Origin of the sequence: Demequina sp. TMPB413 (genome assembly GCF_020447105.2) — a bacterium.
Lineage (GTDB): Bacteria > Actinomycetota > Actinomycetes > Actinomycetales > Demequinaceae > Demequina.
In genome coordinates this window covers 554272-570419 of record NZ_CP096184.1, presented here as the reverse complement: position 1 = coordinate 570419, position 16148 = coordinate 554272, and the positions used below count along the sequence as shown (strand labels likewise).

General features: G+C 65.2%; 15 protein-coding genes. 6 read left to right on the top strand and 9 right to left on the bottom strand.

What is annotated here, in order from left to right; genetic code table 11:
- Positions 1 to 79 precede the first annotated feature (79 nt).
- The 5 genes from LGT36_RS02685 to LGT36_RS02665 are packed head-to-tail and all read left to right on the top strand — an operon-like array spanning position 80 to position 7560.
- Entirely contained in the window at positions 80 to 1579 is a 1500-nt protein-coding gene (locus LGT36_RS02685; protein ID WP_226096908.1) for a cytochrome ubiquinol oxidase subunit I, read from the top strand.
- Positions 1580 to 1598: 19 nt separating this feature from the next.
- Complete coding sequence (gene cydB / locus LGT36_RS02680; RefSeq protein WP_226096909.1) at positions 1599 to 2624, top strand: cytochrome d ubiquinol oxidase subunit II; 1026 nt, start codon at positions 1599 to 1601, stop codon at positions 2622 to 2624.
- 7 nt (positions 2625 to 2631) lie between these two features.
- Positions 2632 to 4221: an ABC transporter ATP-binding protein/permease gene (locus LGT36_RS02675; protein WP_226096910.1), complete on the top strand. Its 1590-nt coding sequence runs from the start codon at positions 2632 to 2634 to the stop codon at positions 4219 to 4221.
- The gene (gene cydC / locus LGT36_RS02670; protein ID WP_226096911.1) at positions 4218 to 5942 is read left to right on the top strand and encodes a thiol reductant ABC exporter subunit CydC; all 1725 of its coding nucleotides are present in this window, start codon (positions 4218 to 4220) and stop codon (positions 5940 to 5942) included. The genes LGT36_RS02675 and cydC overlap by 4 nt, the downstream gene beginning before the upstream one ends.
- Before the next feature lie 25 nt (positions 5943 to 5967).
- Positions 5968 to 7560, top strand: a complete 1593-nt coding sequence (locus tag LGT36_RS02665; protein ID WP_226096912.1) for a GAF domain-containing sensor histidine kinase — start codon at positions 5968 to 5970, stop codon at positions 7558 to 7560.
- An 18-nt stretch (positions 7561 to 7578) separates the two neighbouring features.
- Here the strand turns inward: LGT36_RS02665 and LGT36_RS02660 are convergent, their stop codons facing one another.
- The 8 genes from LGT36_RS02660 to LGT36_RS02625 form a co-directional block, all read right to left on the bottom strand.
- Complete coding sequence (locus LGT36_RS02660) at positions 7579 to 8196, bottom strand: response regulator transcription factor (protein WP_226096913.1); 618 nt, start codon at positions 8194 to 8196, stop codon at positions 7579 to 7581.
- A gap of 121 nt (positions 8197 to 8317) precedes the next feature.
- Positions 8318 to 9268, bottom strand: a complete 951-nt coding sequence (gene mutM / locus LGT36_RS02655; RefSeq protein ID WP_226096914.1) for a bifunctional DNA-formamidopyrimidine glycosylase/DNA-(apurinic or apyrimidinic site) lyase — start codon at positions 9266 to 9268, stop codon at positions 8318 to 8320.
- On the bottom strand, positions 9268 to 9963 hold the full coding sequence (gene rnc / locus LGT36_RS02650; RefSeq protein ID WP_226096915.1) for a ribonuclease III: 696 nt from the start codon (positions 9961 to 9963) through the stop codon (positions 9268 to 9270). Before rnc ends, mutM begins: the two co-directional genes overlap by 1 nt.
- 19 nt (positions 9964 to 9982) lie before the next feature.
- Entirely contained in the window at positions 9983 to 10177 is a 195-nt protein-coding gene (gene rpmF, locus LGT36_RS02645) for a 50S ribosomal protein L32 (RefSeq protein ID WP_226096916.1), read from the bottom strand.
- A 2-nt stretch (positions 10178 to 10179) separates the two neighbouring features.
- Positions 10180 to 10749, bottom strand: coding sequence for a DUF177 domain-containing protein (locus LGT36_RS02640; RefSeq protein WP_226096917.1), 570 nt, complete (start codon positions 10747 to 10749; stop codon positions 10180 to 10182).
- A gap of 106 nt (positions 10750 to 10855) precedes the next feature.
- The gene (coaD, locus tag LGT36_RS02635; protein WP_226096918.1) at positions 10856 to 11338 is read right to left on the bottom strand and encodes a pantetheine-phosphate adenylyltransferase; all 483 of its coding nucleotides are present in this window, start codon (positions 11336 to 11338) and stop codon (positions 10856 to 10858) included.
- A 10-nt stretch (positions 11339 to 11348) separates the two neighbouring features.
- On the bottom strand, positions 11349 to 11900 hold the full coding sequence (rsmD, locus tag LGT36_RS02630; protein WP_226096919.1) for a 16S rRNA (guanine(966)-N(2))-methyltransferase RsmD: 552 nt from the start codon (positions 11898 to 11900) through the stop codon (positions 11349 to 11351).
- A 29-nt stretch (positions 11901 to 11929) separates the two neighbouring features.
- Positions 11930 to 12946: a sodium:calcium antiporter gene (locus LGT36_RS02625; RefSeq protein ID WP_226096920.1), complete on the bottom strand. Its 1017-nt coding sequence runs from the start codon at positions 12944 to 12946 to the stop codon at positions 11930 to 11932.
- A gap of 161 nt (positions 12947 to 13107) precedes the next feature.
- Between LGT36_RS02625 and LGT36_RS02620 the strand changes: the two genes are divergently transcribed.
- Entirely contained in the window at positions 13108 to 14907 is a 1800-nt protein-coding gene (locus tag LGT36_RS02620; RefSeq protein ID WP_226096921.1) for a cellulase family glycosylhydrolase, read from the top strand.
- Here the strand turns inward: LGT36_RS02620 and LGT36_RS02615 are convergent.
- On the bottom strand, positions 14904 to 16082 hold the full coding sequence (locus tag LGT36_RS02615; protein ID WP_226096922.1) for an EAL domain-containing protein: 1179 nt from the start codon (positions 16080 to 16082) through the stop codon (positions 14904 to 14906). The two genes, LGT36_RS02620 and LGT36_RS02615, sit on opposite strands and share 4 nt — an antisense overlap.
- Positions 16083 to 16148: the final 66 nt, after the last annotated feature.

Genomic DNA, 16148 nt, shown 5'->3' with positions numbered 1-16148 from the left:
GAAACCCGGGACCTGAGTCCCAGTCCCGTGCAATACCCCCCCGAGTAAGTTGTGCCTACACGTCAAGGGAGGACACCCGATGGAAGCGCTGGAACTCGCGCGCTGGCAGTTCGGCATCACGACTGTCTATCACTTTATCCTCGTTCCGCTGACACTCGGGCTGTCGATCCTGGTAGCGATCATGCAGACCATGTGGGTGCGGACCGGCAAAGAAAAGTGGCTGCGTCTCACCAAGTTCTACGGCAAACTGCTGCTCATCAACTTCGCGCTCGGCGTCGCTACCGGCATCGTCCAGGAGTTCCAGTTCGGCATGAACTGGTCCGAGTACTCACGCTACGTCGGCGACATCTTTGGTGCTCCGCTCGCGATGGAGGCGCTGATCGCGTTCTTCCTTGAGTCGACCTTCCTTGGCGTCTGGATCTTCGGGTGGGACCGCCTGTCCAAGAAGGTCCACCTCGCGGTGGTGTGGCTCTTCGCCATCGGCTCCAACATCTCTGCGTACTTCATCATCGCCGCCAACTCTTGGATGCAGCACCCGGTGGGTACTGAGTTCAACCCCGAGACCGGCCGTGCGGAGATGACGAACATCTGGCAGGTGCTCACCAACAGCACCACCCTTGCCGCGTTCCCGCACGTCATCGCCACCGCCTTCCTTGTGGCGGGCACGTTCGTCGCGGGTATTGCCGTCTACTGGATGGTCAAGAAGCATCGCCAGGGTGAAGCCGCGGACTCCCCCGACGTCTCGCTGTACCGCACCGCATCACGGCTTGGTGCTGTCACCATGATCATTGCTGGCCTCGCGGTCATCGTGACGGGCGACGTCCAGGCCAAGCTGATGTTCGAGCAGCAACCCATGAAGATGGCCGCCGCCGAGGGCATCATCGAGTCCGAGACCAGCGCGCCCTTCTCGCTCCTGGCGTTCGGCAACCTCGCGGGCGACGATCCCGGCTCGGTCACCCACGTGCTGTCGATCCCCGGCCTCACTTCCTACCTGGCCGAGGGCAGTTTCGACGCCAAGGTCACGGGCCTCAACGAGTTGCAGCGTCAGTACGCGGGCCAAGGCACGGAGGAGACCGTCGTCCCCGCCGTGGACGGCTACACCGTCGACAAGGACACGCGCCCCAACCTGGCCGTGACGTACTGGTCGTTCCGTCTCATGATTGGCCTCGCAGCATTCTCCGCAGCGCTCGCGCTCACGGTGCTGTGGTTCACTCGCAAGGGCGGCACCGTCACCAAGCCGTGGATGCGTACGCTCGCCCTGGTCTCGCTACCGATGCCCTACCTCGCGGCGTCGTTCGGCTGGATCTTCACGGAGATGGGTCGCCAGCCGTTTGTGGTCGCGCCCAACCCCACCTACGACGGCACCGGCATGGTCGCCCTCCTCACCGAGCATGGCGTGTCGAAAGCCGCCAGCACGTTTGAAGTGGCGACGTCCATGATCATCTTCACCATCGTCTACGCCATTCTCGGTGTCTTCTGGTACCGCCTCACCAGCCGGTATGCCCAAGAGGGCGCGCCCGCTTTCGAGGAACCAAACCCCAGTGACGATGACGACCGACCGCTGTCGTTCGCGTACTAGGCCGGAAGGAACTTAACTCATGAATCTCGCAGACTTCTGGTTCATCCTGATCGCGGTCCTGTGGACCGGTTACCTCGTGCTTGAGGGTTTCGACTTCGGTGTCGGCATGCTGATGCCCATCGTCGGCAAGACCGCCAAGGGCAAGCGCGTGCTCATCAACACCATCGGCCCCGTGTGGGACGGCAACGAGGTGTGGCTTCTCACTGCCGGTGGCGCCACCTTCGCTGCCTTCCCCGAGTGGTATGCCACGCTCTTTTCCGGCTTTTACCTGCCGCTCCTGCTGATCCTGCTGGCGCTCATTGTTCGCGCCGTCGCGATCGAATACCGGGCAAAGATCAACGACGAGAACTGGCGCAATCGGTGGACCCTCGCCATCGTGGTCTCATCGTGGGTGCCATCGATCCTGTGGGGCGTCGCGTTCGCGAACATCGTGCGCGGTGTGCCGATCGACGAGACCTTCACCTACACGGGCGGGTTCTTCAACCTGCTCAACCCCTTCGCCTTGCTGGGCGGCCTGGTGACACTCGCGATCTTCCTCAGCCACGGCGCGATCTTCCTGTCGCTCAAGACCTCGGGCGCCGTGTTCGACCGCGCCAAGGCGTTCGCCAAGCCCGCCTCCCTCGCCGCCGTCGTGGTCGGAGCGGTGTGGGCGGTGTGGCTGCAACTGGCCTACTCCGAGAATGCCTGGACGTGGGGTGCCCTCCTGGTCGCCGCTATCGGCCTCATCGGTGCGGCGTGGTACAGCCGCGCGGACCGTTTCGGCCTCGCCTTCACCTTCAACGCGTTGGCGATCGTCGGCGCGGTGGTGCTCATCTTCGGCTCGCTCTACCCCGACGTGATGCCCTCCACCACGGACGCGGCCTTCAGCCTCACCGTCGACAACGCCCGCTCCTCGCACACTACGCTCGTGGTGATGACATGGGTGGCCGGAATCTTCACCCCGCTGGTCCTGGCCTACCAGGCGTGGTCGTACTGGGTGTTCAGGCGTCGGCTGTCAGAAGACCACATGCCCGAGCACAACGAGTTGACGTTTACCAAGAACTAGGGACTCGATGAAACCAATCGACCCGCGCCTCATCGCGCGGATCGGGCCAGCCCGCCGTTACGTGATCGTGACGGCGGCGCTTGGTTTTCTGACCGCGTTGACCATCCTGTTCCAGGCGCTGCTGGTGTCGCGCATGCTCGCTCCTGTTCTCGCTCCTGCGCCGCTCACGGAGGATGGCCTCGGCCCGCTCGGCTCTCTTGTGCCCCTGGGCGCCCGAGTGCTCGAAACCGGCCTGCCGCTGTTGGTGCTGGTGGTCGTTGTCAGGGTCGCGCTTGTGTGGGTTCAGGAACGATTGGCGCACAGGGCTGGCACCAAAGTGGTCTCGCAGTTGCGCGAGGCCGTCGTTGCCCATGCCGCCAGGATGGGCCCTCGCTGGATCGCCTCCGGCAAGGGCGCCGAGGTCGTCACCACCGTCACTCGCGGGCTCGACGGCCTTCTCCCCTACTTTGTGCGCTACGTCCCGCAGCTGATGCTGGCGTCGACGGTCACGCCGCTCATGCTGGTGGTTGTCCTCGGCCTCGACTGGCTCTCCGCGCTGATCGTTGCCCTCACGCTTCCGTTGGTGCCGCTCTTCATGATTCTGGTCGGCCTCTTGACCCGCGAGCGCTCCCGCAGCCACCTGGAAGCCATGGAGAGGCTCGGCGCCCGCACCCTTGACCTCATCGCCGGCGTGCCCACCTTGCGCGCCCTCGGCCGTGAGCGGGGGCCTGCGGCGCGAGTGCGAGAGTTGGGCACCGCCTCCAAGAACGCGACGATGGGCTCCCTTCGCATCGCGTTCTTGTCTGGCTTCGTGTTGGAGCTCTTGACGACGCTGTCCGTCGCGATCGTCGCCGTGACCCTTGGATTCCGCCTGATCGATGGCAACGTGTCGATCGAGACGGCTCTTGCGGTGCTCATTCTGGCGCCAGAGGTCTACCTCCCCGTCCGCAATGTCGGCACCCACTTCCACGCCTCAGCCGATGGCATGGCCGCAGCCGACGCTGCGTTTGCGATCCTGGAACAGCCGACGCCGGTGGTGGGCACCCCTGGCGGAGCGGTGATGGACTTCACCGGAGCAACGCTTCTGTTCGACGACGTCTCGGTCGCCACCCCCGACGGCACCAGGAACGCGCCTGCCCGCCTCACCATGCGCGCGCTCCCTGGGCAGATGACCGTGCTGCGCGGCCCCAACGGCGAAGGTAAGTCCACGGCACTGCTGGCGCTCGCGGGGCTGCTCTCACCTGACGGCGGTTCCGTGACCGCAACCGTCGCGGGGCGTGCCGCCGCATTGGCCGACAGCGACCCTGACGCATGGACCAGCCAATGCGCGTGGGTGCCACAGCGGCCCGAACTGGGCCCCGCGGGTCGCGAGCTGAGCCTCGGCCAGCGCCAACTCGCAGCGTACGAGCGGGCGCTGACCTCCGGCAGGCCCGTGCTGCTCTTCGACGAGCCCACCGCCCACCTCGACGGCGAGGCTCGGGCCGGCCTGGTGCGACGCATCGCCGCCCTCGCCCGCGATGGCGCGACAGTCGTCGTTGCCACTCATGACCCTTTGGTGATCGAGGCGGCCGACGCTGTGGTCGAGGTGCGCGCAGCCGTCGTCGGGATCGCACCATGACTGCCGCTCAGCAGTCGACTCGTTTCGGGGCGTCCGCCTCCCAGCGCCGACTGGACTGGCGGGCATTGCTCCGCAATGCGGAAGTCCGACCTGGACAGGTGCTCTTGTCGGTTGCGGCGGGCACCATGGCGCTCGGCGCGGCCGTGGGCCTCGCTGCCGTCGCCGCGTGGATGATCGCGAAGGCGGCAGGAATGCCCTCCCCTGCAGAACTCGGCCTCGCCGCCGTCACTGTCCGGTTCTTTGGCATCTCGCGCGGCCTGTTTCGTTACCTTGAGAGGCTTGCAAGCCACCAGACTGCGCTCGGCGGCGTGGTGGCGCTGCGCACCAGAACCTACGAGTCTGTCGCGAGCACCGGCGCCTCGCGCGTGCTTGCGCTTCGCCGCGGCGACATCGTGGCTCGCATGGGCGGCGACATCGACGCGATGGGCGACGCCGTGGTGCGCTCCCTCATCCCGTTGGGCGTGGCTGGCACCGTCAGCCTCATCTCGATCGCGATTACCACGGCGTATCTGCCTGTTGCGGGAGCGGCACTGGCTGCTTGCCTGCTAGCAGCAGCCGTGGGGTCCGGGCTCATGACGTGGCGTGCCGCTCGTGCGGCAGCCATCGCCGGCACGGCGGCGGCGGCACGCGTCTCCACCGCAACTCTTGAGGCCATCGAGGGAGCGGCCGAGCATCGCGTGTGGGGCACGTCGGAAGACGCCGCGGAGGAACTGCGCGCGGCCGACCTCGATGCCGAGCATGCCGCCGAACTCTCCGCGAAGCCTGCCGCCTGGGCTGCCGCAGCTCTCCAGGGAGCCCAGGGCGCTGCGCTGGTGCTCGCACTGTGGCTCGCCGTCTCTGCGGCCAGGCACGCTGGACTTCCCCCCACTGACACCGCGGTGGTGGCGCTCCTGCCGCTCGCGGCTTTCGAGGCCGTGACGGCGGTGCCCGCAGCGATTCAGCAGGCGTTCAGATCTTCTACAGCTGCGCGACGAGTGCAAGCGATGGTGGAGGAAGGGCCCTCAGAGGCGCCCGGCGGGGCGGCTGACCCAGCGCACATCGCTCCTGAGGGGGTGGGCCCCGCAGCGGACACGGCCGCCCCAGAATCCCCCACCCTGCATCTCGACCAACTCAGCGCGGCCTGGCCAGGAATGACACCGACCGTGCCCGTCACGGCGACCATTGAACCTGGAGGCGCTCTTGGCATCGTCGGCCGCTCAGGCATCGGCAAGACCACGCTGCTCCTGACGATGGCCGGAGCACTGGAGCCCGCCACCGGCGCCGCGCTCGTGGAAGGGCAACCAGTAGGCCCCACCACGCTCGGTCGCACGATTGCGATGACCCCTGAAGACGCTCACCTCTTTGGCACCACCTTGCTGGAGAACCTGCGCGTCGCGAATGGCGCCATCACCGAGGACCAGGCCCGTGCCGCCCTCGAGGCCGTCCAGTTGGGCGACTGGCTCGACGGCCTACCAGAGGGTCTCGACACGCCGCTAGGAGCGGGAGGCAACACCGTGTCTGGCGGTGAGCGCCGCCGGCTGCTGCTAGCACGCGCGCTGGTGAGCGAAGCACCCATCCACTTGATCGATGAGCCGGCCGAGCATCTCGACACCGACGGAATCGAGGCCTTGCGCGCTCTTGTCGGGGCGATGAGAGCCCGCGGAAGGTCGGTGGTGATCGTCACGCACGATCTCGGAATTCTTGATGTGGTCGATAAGGTGGTGACGCTCGATGGCAGTTAACCCCCTCGGCGGAGAGGATCGACCCATGTCGGACGCGGTGACGGACGCGATCCTGTCGCTCAATCGCCAACTCGACCTGCCCTCAGTGCTCAACAAGATGCTTGAGGCGGCCATGAAGACCACGGGCGCTCCGCTCGCGGCCATCAACGTGCTGGACGAGAACGGCATCTCAGTCGACTTTCACTATCAGGGCATGGACGCATCCATCTGGCAGATGATTCCGCGCGCCCCCAATAGCGTCGGCACGCTCGCCGAGATCCCCAGCGAGGGAACCCTGGTGATCGCCGAAATCACCGAACACCCCTCCTTCAAGGGTCTGCCGAAAGGTCACCCGCCGCTTGGCTCGTTCCTTGGCTGCGCCCTTAAGGCGCGCGGTTCCGTCTTCGGCTACCTCTACCTCGCCTCAAAAAAGGGCGGCTTCACCAAGACTGACGAGGCAACGGTGCAGGCGCTCGCGTCGGCCGCCTCCGTCGCGATCGACAACGCCCAACTCTTCGAAGAGTCGCTTGAGCGCGAGAACTGGCTCGCGGCATCGCAAGCCATCACGACCGCCCTTCTCGCCAACCCAGGAGACGAGACGGCCATCGCCCGCATCGTGGCGTCGGCAAAGGAGCTCTCTGGGGCGGCGGCCGCCGCACTCGTCTTGCCTGGTATCGACGACGAATGGGTGATGGAGTTTACCCACGGTGAGAAGGCCGATGAACTACTAGGGCTGATCCTGCCGTCTGACGGATTCGCGATGTCCGTCATCAGGGCAGGCCAGGGAACGATCGCTCAAGAGCCTCCTGGGCCGACGATCCTTGACCCCGTGCGCGGCTTCGGCCCCACGCTGTACGCACCGCTCTTGGCAGGCGCACGCACTCTTGGCCTGCTCATGCTGTGGCGAGAGAAGAACTACAACACCTTCGACGACCACGACCTGGCGACCGCTCAGCGCTTTTCCAACCAGGCCGCGCTTGCTCTCCAGTTCGCCGAACTCGCGCACGTGCGCAACGTGTCGAACCTGCTTGAGGAGCGGGAGCGCATCGCCGACGACCTCCATGACTTCGTGTCTCAGGAACTCTTCGCTACGGCCATGCAGTTGGAGGCTTTGACGGACGACGTCGCTCCCGAGGCACGCGACCGCCTCGCGTCGACGCTCGAGCACGTCAAGCGCGCCCAGCACGAGGTGCGTGGCGTGATGAGCCAGTTGCAGGGCGATCGCACGTCGGAACCCCTCGCCGAGCGTGTCAGGCGGGAACTCATCCTCGCTCAGGACTCGTTGGGATTCGTGCCGTTCCTGTCAGTAGATGACTGGGGCGCAGCTTCGCGAGCTGTCGACAGCGATCCGACCCTGTCGGATGACATCATCGCCGTGATTCGCGAGTTGCTCTCGAACACGGCACGGCACGCTCACGCGACGTCGTCCTCCGTCACCATTTCAGCGAAGGACGGCAGGCTGAGCGTCATTATCGAAGACGACGGCGTGGGCCCTTCCGGCGCCTTCTCGCGCCACTCGGGCACATCAAACCTGGCGAACAGGGCGCTACGCCGCCGCGGCAGCTTCTCTCTCGACCCCATCAACGAGGACGCCGAACGGCCCGGCACCCGCGCCGTGTGGAACGTCCTCGCCAGCTAGGAACTCTTCGTCGCTGGTCTATCCCCTAAACGACGCGGCGTGGCGACGCGTCGCCCAGGCCACCACCTGCGTACGGCGCTGCAAGCCCATCTTCGACAACACGCTCGTGACGTGGTTCTTGACGGTCTTTTCCGCAATGCCGAGTTCGTCGCCGATCTCGCGGTTGGCAAGGCCCTGACCCACGAGTTCCACGACGCGACGCTCCATCGGGGTCAAACGCCCCAGCACTTCGTCGTCTCGCACGCGAATGTGCTGGCCGTGCTCCTTGCCGGTTGCAGCGAGGCGAACGGCCTCGACCACTTGCTGAGAGCCTGCGGTCTTGGGCAGGAACATGTCGGCACCAGCCGTACGGGCCGCGCTGCGGGCCTCGTCATCGTCGTACGACGTGAGCACGATGATGTGGCAATCGGGCAGGGTACGCCGCACGTGAGCGATGAGCTCAAGGCCGGTACCGTCGGGAAGACGTAGGTCCGAAAGGACCACGTCGGGACGCACCGCATCGGCGCGACGGACCGCTTGCGCGACCGTTCCGGCCTCCGCCACAACCTCGATGCCGTCTGCACGGTCGAGAATGTCACAAATGCCGCGACGTACGACCTCGTGGTCGTCCAAGACAAGTACCCTGACGTTGTTCATATCGACAGGCTAACCCTTGGTCCTACGTTTGTTCGGGGCGAAGGTCCTGGGTCCCATGACTCGCCACACGGAGTTACTGTGAGTGTCCCGGCGCGTCGTTGGGTCCGACGTCCGGGGAGTCCTAGTCCTTAGCGGTCCTGGTCACGAATCGCCGCTGACACCGTGGGCACCAGTGGGTTGAGCGACCGCCGATGCGCTCCTGGACGATCCGGCCGCCGCACCGCGTGCAGTCCTCTCCCGTCCGGCCATATGCCTGCAGGCTACGAGAGAAGTAGCCCGACTCGCCGTTGACGTTGACGTAGAGCGCGTCGAAGCTTGTACCTCCCTGGTCCAGCGCTTTGGCCATCACCTCGCGGGCGGCGGCCAACAACGCGCGAGCCTGCGCAAGCGAAAGGGCATTGGCCGGCCGCTCCGGATGCACTCTGGCTGCCCACAGGGCCTCGTCAGCGTAGATGTTGCCAATCCCGCTCATCACGGTCTGGTCAAGCAAGACTTGTTTGATGCCCCGCGAGCCGCGCCTCATGCGCTCCAATACCGCACGCTCGTCCACCGCCGGATCGAGCACGTCGCGAGCGATATGGGCGACGGTCAGCGGGACGGCAGCGGCATCGCTTCCGTGGCCGCCTGGCCGCCCGTCTGGAGTGGCCAACGTTGGTTCGGCTAGTAGGTACCCAAACGTCCGTTGATCGAGAAAATCGAGAGTGCCCGTGCCGCGCGGCGTCTTGAGGTGGAGCCGGACCCGGCAATGAGGGTGCGGATCGGGCGCGTCACCTGGGAACACACGGAATTGACCTGACATGCCGAGGTGAGCACTCAGCGCGCCGCCTGACGATGCGGCCGCGAGACGGCGGCTCACCTCTTCCTCCTCGAGAAGCGGGAGCCACAAGAACTTGCCGCGTCTCACGGCGGCGCCCAACACCATGCCCTGAAGGGCCATCTCGAACTCGCCAGGTCCACCGGGCTGGAGCCGAACGCAAGAGTCGCGATAGACGCTGACCCCGTCGATACGAGACCCCACCACGAGGCCCTCAAGCCCCGCACGTACGGTCTCGACCTCTGGCAGTTCAGGCACTAGGCGCTAGACAGCTCGCCATGAGCGACCTCGGCCGCCTGCTGTTCGGCCACCTTCTTCGAGGATCCCGTGCCGGTCCCTCGCGGAATCCCGTCAACGAGCACCGTCGCCGTGAAAGTGCGTGCGTGATCAGGCCCGACGCCGGTGACGTCGTAGACGGGCCCAGGAAGACCGTAGGCGGAGCAGGCCTCTTGAAGTGCCGTCTTCCAGTCGAGGGCGTCACCAGCGGTGGCCGCCTTCACCAGCGAGGGGCCGACGAGCCTCAAGATGACGTCGCGCGCCACCTCAATTCCGTGCGTCAAATACACGGCGCCGAAGACGGCCTCAAGGCTGTCGCACAGGATTGAGTCCTTGTCGGGCCCGCCCGTAGAGAGTTCGCCCTTGCCAAGCAGCACAAACGAACCGAGGTCGATACCCCTCGCAACCGCCGCGAGGGCGCGTTGCGAGACGCAAGAAGCCCTGATCTTGGCGAGGTCTCCCTCGGCAAGCTCTGGGTGATCGCGATACAGACGGTCGGTGACGACGATGCCAAGCACGGAGTCACCAAGAAACTCGAGGCGCTCGTTCGTGGGCAGCCCACCGTTTTCGTACGCGAAAGAACGATGGGTGAGCGAAAGCACCAACAACTCGGGGTCAACAGAGACGCCGAGCCGTTCAGTGAGAATGGCCGCCGCTTGGGGACCATGTGTACTCACGGAAAGCCGAGAAGAGGCTTTACGCCTCGTGCTCGGTACGCAGAGCCTCAGCGTACTGGCGACCGTTGTACGCGCCGCAGGCCGGGCAGGCCGCGTGCGACAGGCGGTCAGCCTTGCACGAAGGACACGTCGTGAGGTTGGCAGCAGTCGTCTTCCACTGCGAACGACGCGAGCGGGTGTTGCTGCGCGACATCTTGCGCTTGGGAACAGCCACGGCTAACTCTCTTCCTTGTCAGACAGCCCGAGGCTGTCTTTCACACTTTCTAGTGCCGACCATCGAGGGTCGAGTATCTCATGAGCATGGTCCGGATCGTTCGCGAGCGGCGCGCCACATTGGTCGCACAGCCCCGGACAATCCGGCTCACACAGCGGGGTAAACGGCAAACTGGTGACTACCGCATCCCTGACAACGCCCTCAAGGTCAAGGCTTTCGCCGTCGAACTCGAACACATCATCAGCGTCGTCACCCTGTTCGCGCGGCGCGTCGGGATAGAGAAACAACCCCTGCACTGGAACCTCAAGGTCAACACGCACCTCTTCCAGACAGCGACTGCACTCCCCCGTCGCTCGCGCTGCGAAGGTGCCGCTCACCCAGATTCCATCGGTCACCACCTCGCACTGAACGTTCAGTGTCGCTGCGGATCCCTGCGGAACCCCAATCACTTCTGTGCCAAGAGCCTCTGGGATAGTCAGTTCACGGGAATACTCGCGATGAGTACCCGGCCTGCGCACCAGGTCACGCACGTGAATGCGGAAATTGGTGTCGGCTTCTGGAGAGTGTTTCACACGCTCCTCCATGTCCTAACGGTCCCTTTGGACCTCGGCCCGGTAGTGACCGGCGGGCCAGCAGACGATCTTACGGGATGGCAGCACCTGAACTCAAACTGCAGACTCAGCGACCGTCTCGCAGCGCCTCGAGAACTGCCGCCTCGACGCCCGGCGGAACATATGCCGAGATGTCTCCCCCATGCCTCGCCACGTCTCTGACGAGCGACGAGGCGACGTGCGACAAGGCACTGTCGCCCGTGAGAAGGACCGTCTCGATCCCTGTGAGCGAGCGGTTCATGAGCGCCATGGGGCGTTCCACGTCGTAGTCAGCGCCTCCGCGTAGGCCCTTGACGATGGCGACGGCACCCTGGGCCTCACAAAAGTCGACGAGCAGCCCGTCCGTCGCGGCCACCTCAACACCATCGACGTGCGACACGGCCAACTGGGCCACCTGCACACGTACGTCGACGTCCAACAGCGGCGACTTGGTGGAGTTGTGGGCGACGGCGATGACGACGCGGTCGAACAGTTGGCGGGCACGCACGGCGATATCGACGTGCCCCAACGTGATCGGGTCGAAGGATCCTGGAAAGACGACGGTGGCCATAATCGGCAACTTAGCGCACGTGCTCGGCAAAGTAGACGGTCGTCTCGCCGTACGCCTTGCTCTGAATGAGGTCGAGGCCGTGCGGCCAGGCGGGGGCCGTCCTTCTTGTCGACATTTCGAGGACGACGGTTGCGTGGCTTGCGAGGCGCGGCACCAAGGCTTCCAAAACAGGCACCAAGTCACCGTGGGCGATGTCGTAGGGCGGGTCGAGGAATGCGATCGTCCACTCGGCCGATGCCCGTGCCAGGTATGGCAAGGCCTTCTCGCGCACGATGGTGGCGCGAGTCCCCAGTCCGACCTGTTTGATGTTCGACTCGATGACCCGCACCGCAGGCGTCGCCGATTCCACGAAAGTCGCATGCGCGGCGCCCCTGCTCAATGCCTCGATACCAAGCGCTCCTGAACCCGCAAAGAGGTCGACAACGTGGGCCCCGCGCAGAGCGTCGGCGTGGTCGAGGCGCGAGAAGATCGCTTCGCGCACTCGATCAGAGGTGGGCCTTGTGCCCGTCTTCGGCACCGCGATTCGGCGCCCACCGACGTCGCCAGCGATGATCCGTGTCATGCACGTAGCGTACGGCGCGACCAGCCGTTTTACGATGCGGCGATGGCGAAGGCAACCGTTCCGAGGTATATCGCCGGTATCGCGAAGCCCTCGAAGCCGATGCCCCTCGTGTCCCTGACCACCAGGCCGAGCGCGAGCACAGCAGAGATGAGGATCGTTCCTCCGAGCAGCACGATCGACGTGGGGCCCACGTGCGCATAGATGGATCCCTTCACAAAGAACAGATCGGCCACCGCGATCATGAGCGTGTCAAAGACATTGCCGCCGATGATGTTGCCGACCCCCATCGTGATGGAACCCATCCGCACGGCAGCGATCAAGGTGATGAGCTCTGGCAACGAGGAGATCGCGGTGGTGATCGTGAAGCCAGCCACCCCTGAGGGCATTCCCGTCGCATCGACAAGCCCGAGCCCTGCACGCGCCACGACCCAGCCCGTCGCGGCAACCACGACGCCTAGGCCCGCGAAGAGGAGCCAGAGCCGCTTCATCGACGCGGTGCTGGGCGGCTCGCCCTGCTCATCGCCCGTGGTCTTACTCTCTCGCGGACGCCACTGCGGTTCTTTCTCCACCGACTTCAGCAACCGCAGTCCGTAGAAGTAGAAGGCGGGAATCGCCAGGGTGAGGGGGTGGAACCAGCCCCACGCCACTTGAGGCGTCGCGTACGCGATGATCGGCAGAGACAGCAGCGCGACGAGCACCATCGATTGCAACAGATTGGGAAGCGAAGCGGCAGCGTGCTCGAGGTTCGCTCGCCGGTACATCAAGTCGGCGATCGCAATCCACACGGACTGAATGGCGACGCCACCCAGCGGATTGGCGAGTGCAAAATCCGCCTCGCCCGCAAGCGCGCCCGTTGCCGTTGTCACAATTCCCGTCAGAGATGTGACCCCGCCGAGCAGCAACGCGCCAGCGGTCGCCTTGCCCATTCCCGTGCGTTCTGCGATGTCGTCGGCCACCCACGCCAACCGGGTGCCCGCGAAAGCCAGCACCGCCACCGACACCACGAGCGCGCCGACGCTCGGAAGGAGCGGCCACGCATCGTTCATCGCTCTCGTCCCTTGTGTCAGAAGGTGTTCGGGTCGCGACGCACGCTCGTGTTCATGTGGCCGGCTCGCTGCCAACGCTACGCGGAACGCTCCCCCGCACGCCAGCGGGGACGCCTCTGTTCCAGGCGGCACGGCGACGGTTGCGCGCCTAGGGTGGGACCATGAAACGGTGGGCAAGCAGGTTGCGACGAGTGCCAGTGCTCGCATGGGTGACGATCACGGTCATCCTTGCGTGGATCGTGGCCGGGTCGTGGTGGTGGGCCAGCGCCACCGAACCCGAAGTAGCGACGCCCACCCCCAGCGTGACCATCTCGCCCTCCGCTACTCCGGCGACGGCGTCGGCGTGTGAAGCGTTCGCGGAGGTGACGAACGCATGGGAGGGCGGGTTCCAGGTCGATGTCACGGTCACATCGCTCAGAGTCGCGATTGACGATTGGAAGGTCGCCTTCGATCTGGGCAGTGCAGTGGTCGACGGGTCATGGAACTCCGCGCTCGCCGTGGGAGCCAGCGGTCCGGTGACCGCATCAAGTGTCGAATACAACGGCCGCGTGCCTGCCTCGTCGAGCACGACTTTCGGCTTCACCGCAAGGGGAACAGCGCCTGCCGAGCTCGACGCGGTGTGCGAGAGTTCGACCGCAGCCCCCGCCGGCTCCACCGCGGACGGCCGCGGCGATCCCGTCCCCGCCACTCCACCAGGCGTCTACAGGTCGTCCTCGAATGTCGACTCCCCCAACGACGACGACTGGCTTCACACCGACGGCAACCGCATCGTCGACGCCCGCGGCGATGCCGTGTGGCTCACGGGAGCCAACTGGTTTGGTTTCAACACCGAAGAGCGCGTCTTCCACGGTCTATGGGCAGCAAACCTCGGAGAACTTCTCGATGCGGTCGCGAGCCGGGGCATCAACGTCATCAGGGTGCCCATCTCGACCGAACTACTCCTGGAGTGGAAGGAAGGCAACGCCGCCGTACCGCCGGGCGTGAATCAAGCGCTCAACGAGGAATTGGTGGGAAAGACGACGCTGGAGGTCTTCGACGCGTTCCTTGGCGCGGCGAAGGACCGAGGACTCAAGGTCATCCTTGACGTTCACTCGGCGAAGGCCGACAACGCCGGCCACATCGCGCCGATGTGGTTTGCTGGCGACATCACGGCAGAGGACTTCTACGCTGGCTGGGAATGGGTCGCCGAGAGGTACAGCAGCGACGACACCATCATCGGCTTTGATCTCCAGAACGAACCGCATGGCCAGCCGAGCGAGCAGCCTCACGCCGTGTGGGACGGGTCGACGTCCGCCAACAACTGGAGGCACGCGGCGGAGGTCGCGGCGTCCAGAATCCATGCCGTGCACCCCGACGCCCTCATCCTGGTTGAAGGAATCGAAGCCACGCCCAAGGCGGGTTCGCAGACATCCTCGACCGACAACGCTGACTATGACTTCGGGTGGTGGGGCGGAAACCTGCGCATGGCTGGCACGTACCCCATCCGGCTCGATGATCCGGACAAGTTGGTGTACTCCCCGCACGAGTACGGCCCGCTCGTGTACGAGCAGCCGTGGTTCAAGGGCGCCTTCTCCGCACAGTCGCTCCGTGCGGACGTGTGGGAGCCGAATTGGCTCTACCTTCACGACCGTGAGGTCGCGCCCCTGCTGATCGGCGAATGGGGCGGCCGTTTTGGACAAGATGCTCGCCAAGACAAGTGGATGACGGCGCTCCGGGATCTGATCGTTGAGGAGCGTCTCGCGCACACGTTCTGGTGCATCAACCCCAACTCGTCAGACACCGGCGGGTTGCTGCTCGACGATTGGTCCTCGTGGGATGAGCAGAAGTACGCGCTACTGCGACCCGCGCTGTGGCAAGACAGGGATGGCGCGTTCGTCAGCCTCGATCATGCGACGCCCTTGCCAGGTGGCATCTCCGTCACGCAGTACTACGCCGACGGCAACGCCGCACCACAGGGCTAGGCGCTGGATCCTGCCGAGTCTCTCGTGGCAGGAATCATGTCTCGCGTCGCCCACGAGACAGAGGCGACGTCCCCTGGCCGTCCCAGGTAGTAGCCCTGACCGATCGCGCATCCAAGCGCCCGCAAGGCCTTGAGTTGCTCGGGCCTCTCGATGCCTTCGGCAATGGTGAGCGCTCCGAGTGAGTGCGCCATCTGCACCATCGTCCTGACCAAGGCGTGGGTCTTGGGGTCCTTGCCCACCGCAGCGACGAACGACTTGTCGATCTTGATGATGTCGATGGGAAAGTCAGAGAGATAGGCGAGCGAGGACTGACCAGTCCCAAAGTCGTCAAGAGCGATCGTGACGCCCCGCTCCCGAGCCGCCCGTAGCGTCGCGAGCGCACCGACAGGGTCCGCAATGATGGCGGTCTCCGTGATCTCAAGGCACAAGCGGAAGCCTTCTGAGGCACCGCGATCGACGAGCTCGACGAGCTCCCTGAGGAATGCCGGCTCACTCAGTTGCACCGCCGACACGTTGACGGTAACGAGCAAGTCAGGCCTCCCGGACTGCGACCACTGTTGCGCCTGGTTCACAGCCTGCCGAAGCACGCGGGATCCGACGGCGTTGATCACCCCTGTGCGCTCGGCTTCCGGAATGAAGCGGTCTGGCGGGATCACCCTGCCCTTAGCGTCGTACCACCGGCACAGCGCCTCGAAGCCGATCACCTCCCCCTCAGTCAGTTCGATGAGTGGTTGGTAATGGACCCGAATCTGATCGTGCCGGAGGGCCGCACGCAGACCACGCGCCACGTAGAAGTCGCGCAAAACGAGGTCGAGCGGACGCGAATCGGCCTTTGCCAGGATCGCTGCGACGACGCCGATGAGCACAAAGAAGGCAAGGCGCACGATCCATGAGTCAAGGGCCTGGTACGTCTCGCCTGCGACAGACGATGGCATCCACGGACCAACGGCCAATCCAGCGACGATGCCAGCGGCGGCGGCGGCGCGAGCCCCGTGTCGCACCGCGACGTAGAGGATTGGCAGATAGTACAAGTGCACCCAGGTGTTGGGAGCCCCTCCCAGCAACGCGACCAGCAGGGTCACGGCGGCCGTCGCCACCACATACAGGCCGATGCTCAGCCGCATGGTGACCACCCGCGCAGGCGCCACCTGCTCCTCGAAAGCCTGGTTTGCCATCTCACCCGCCTTGGAAGGTCCCCGGCGCTGCGGCACCCCACATGCAACGCCTCGTCATGGGGACTC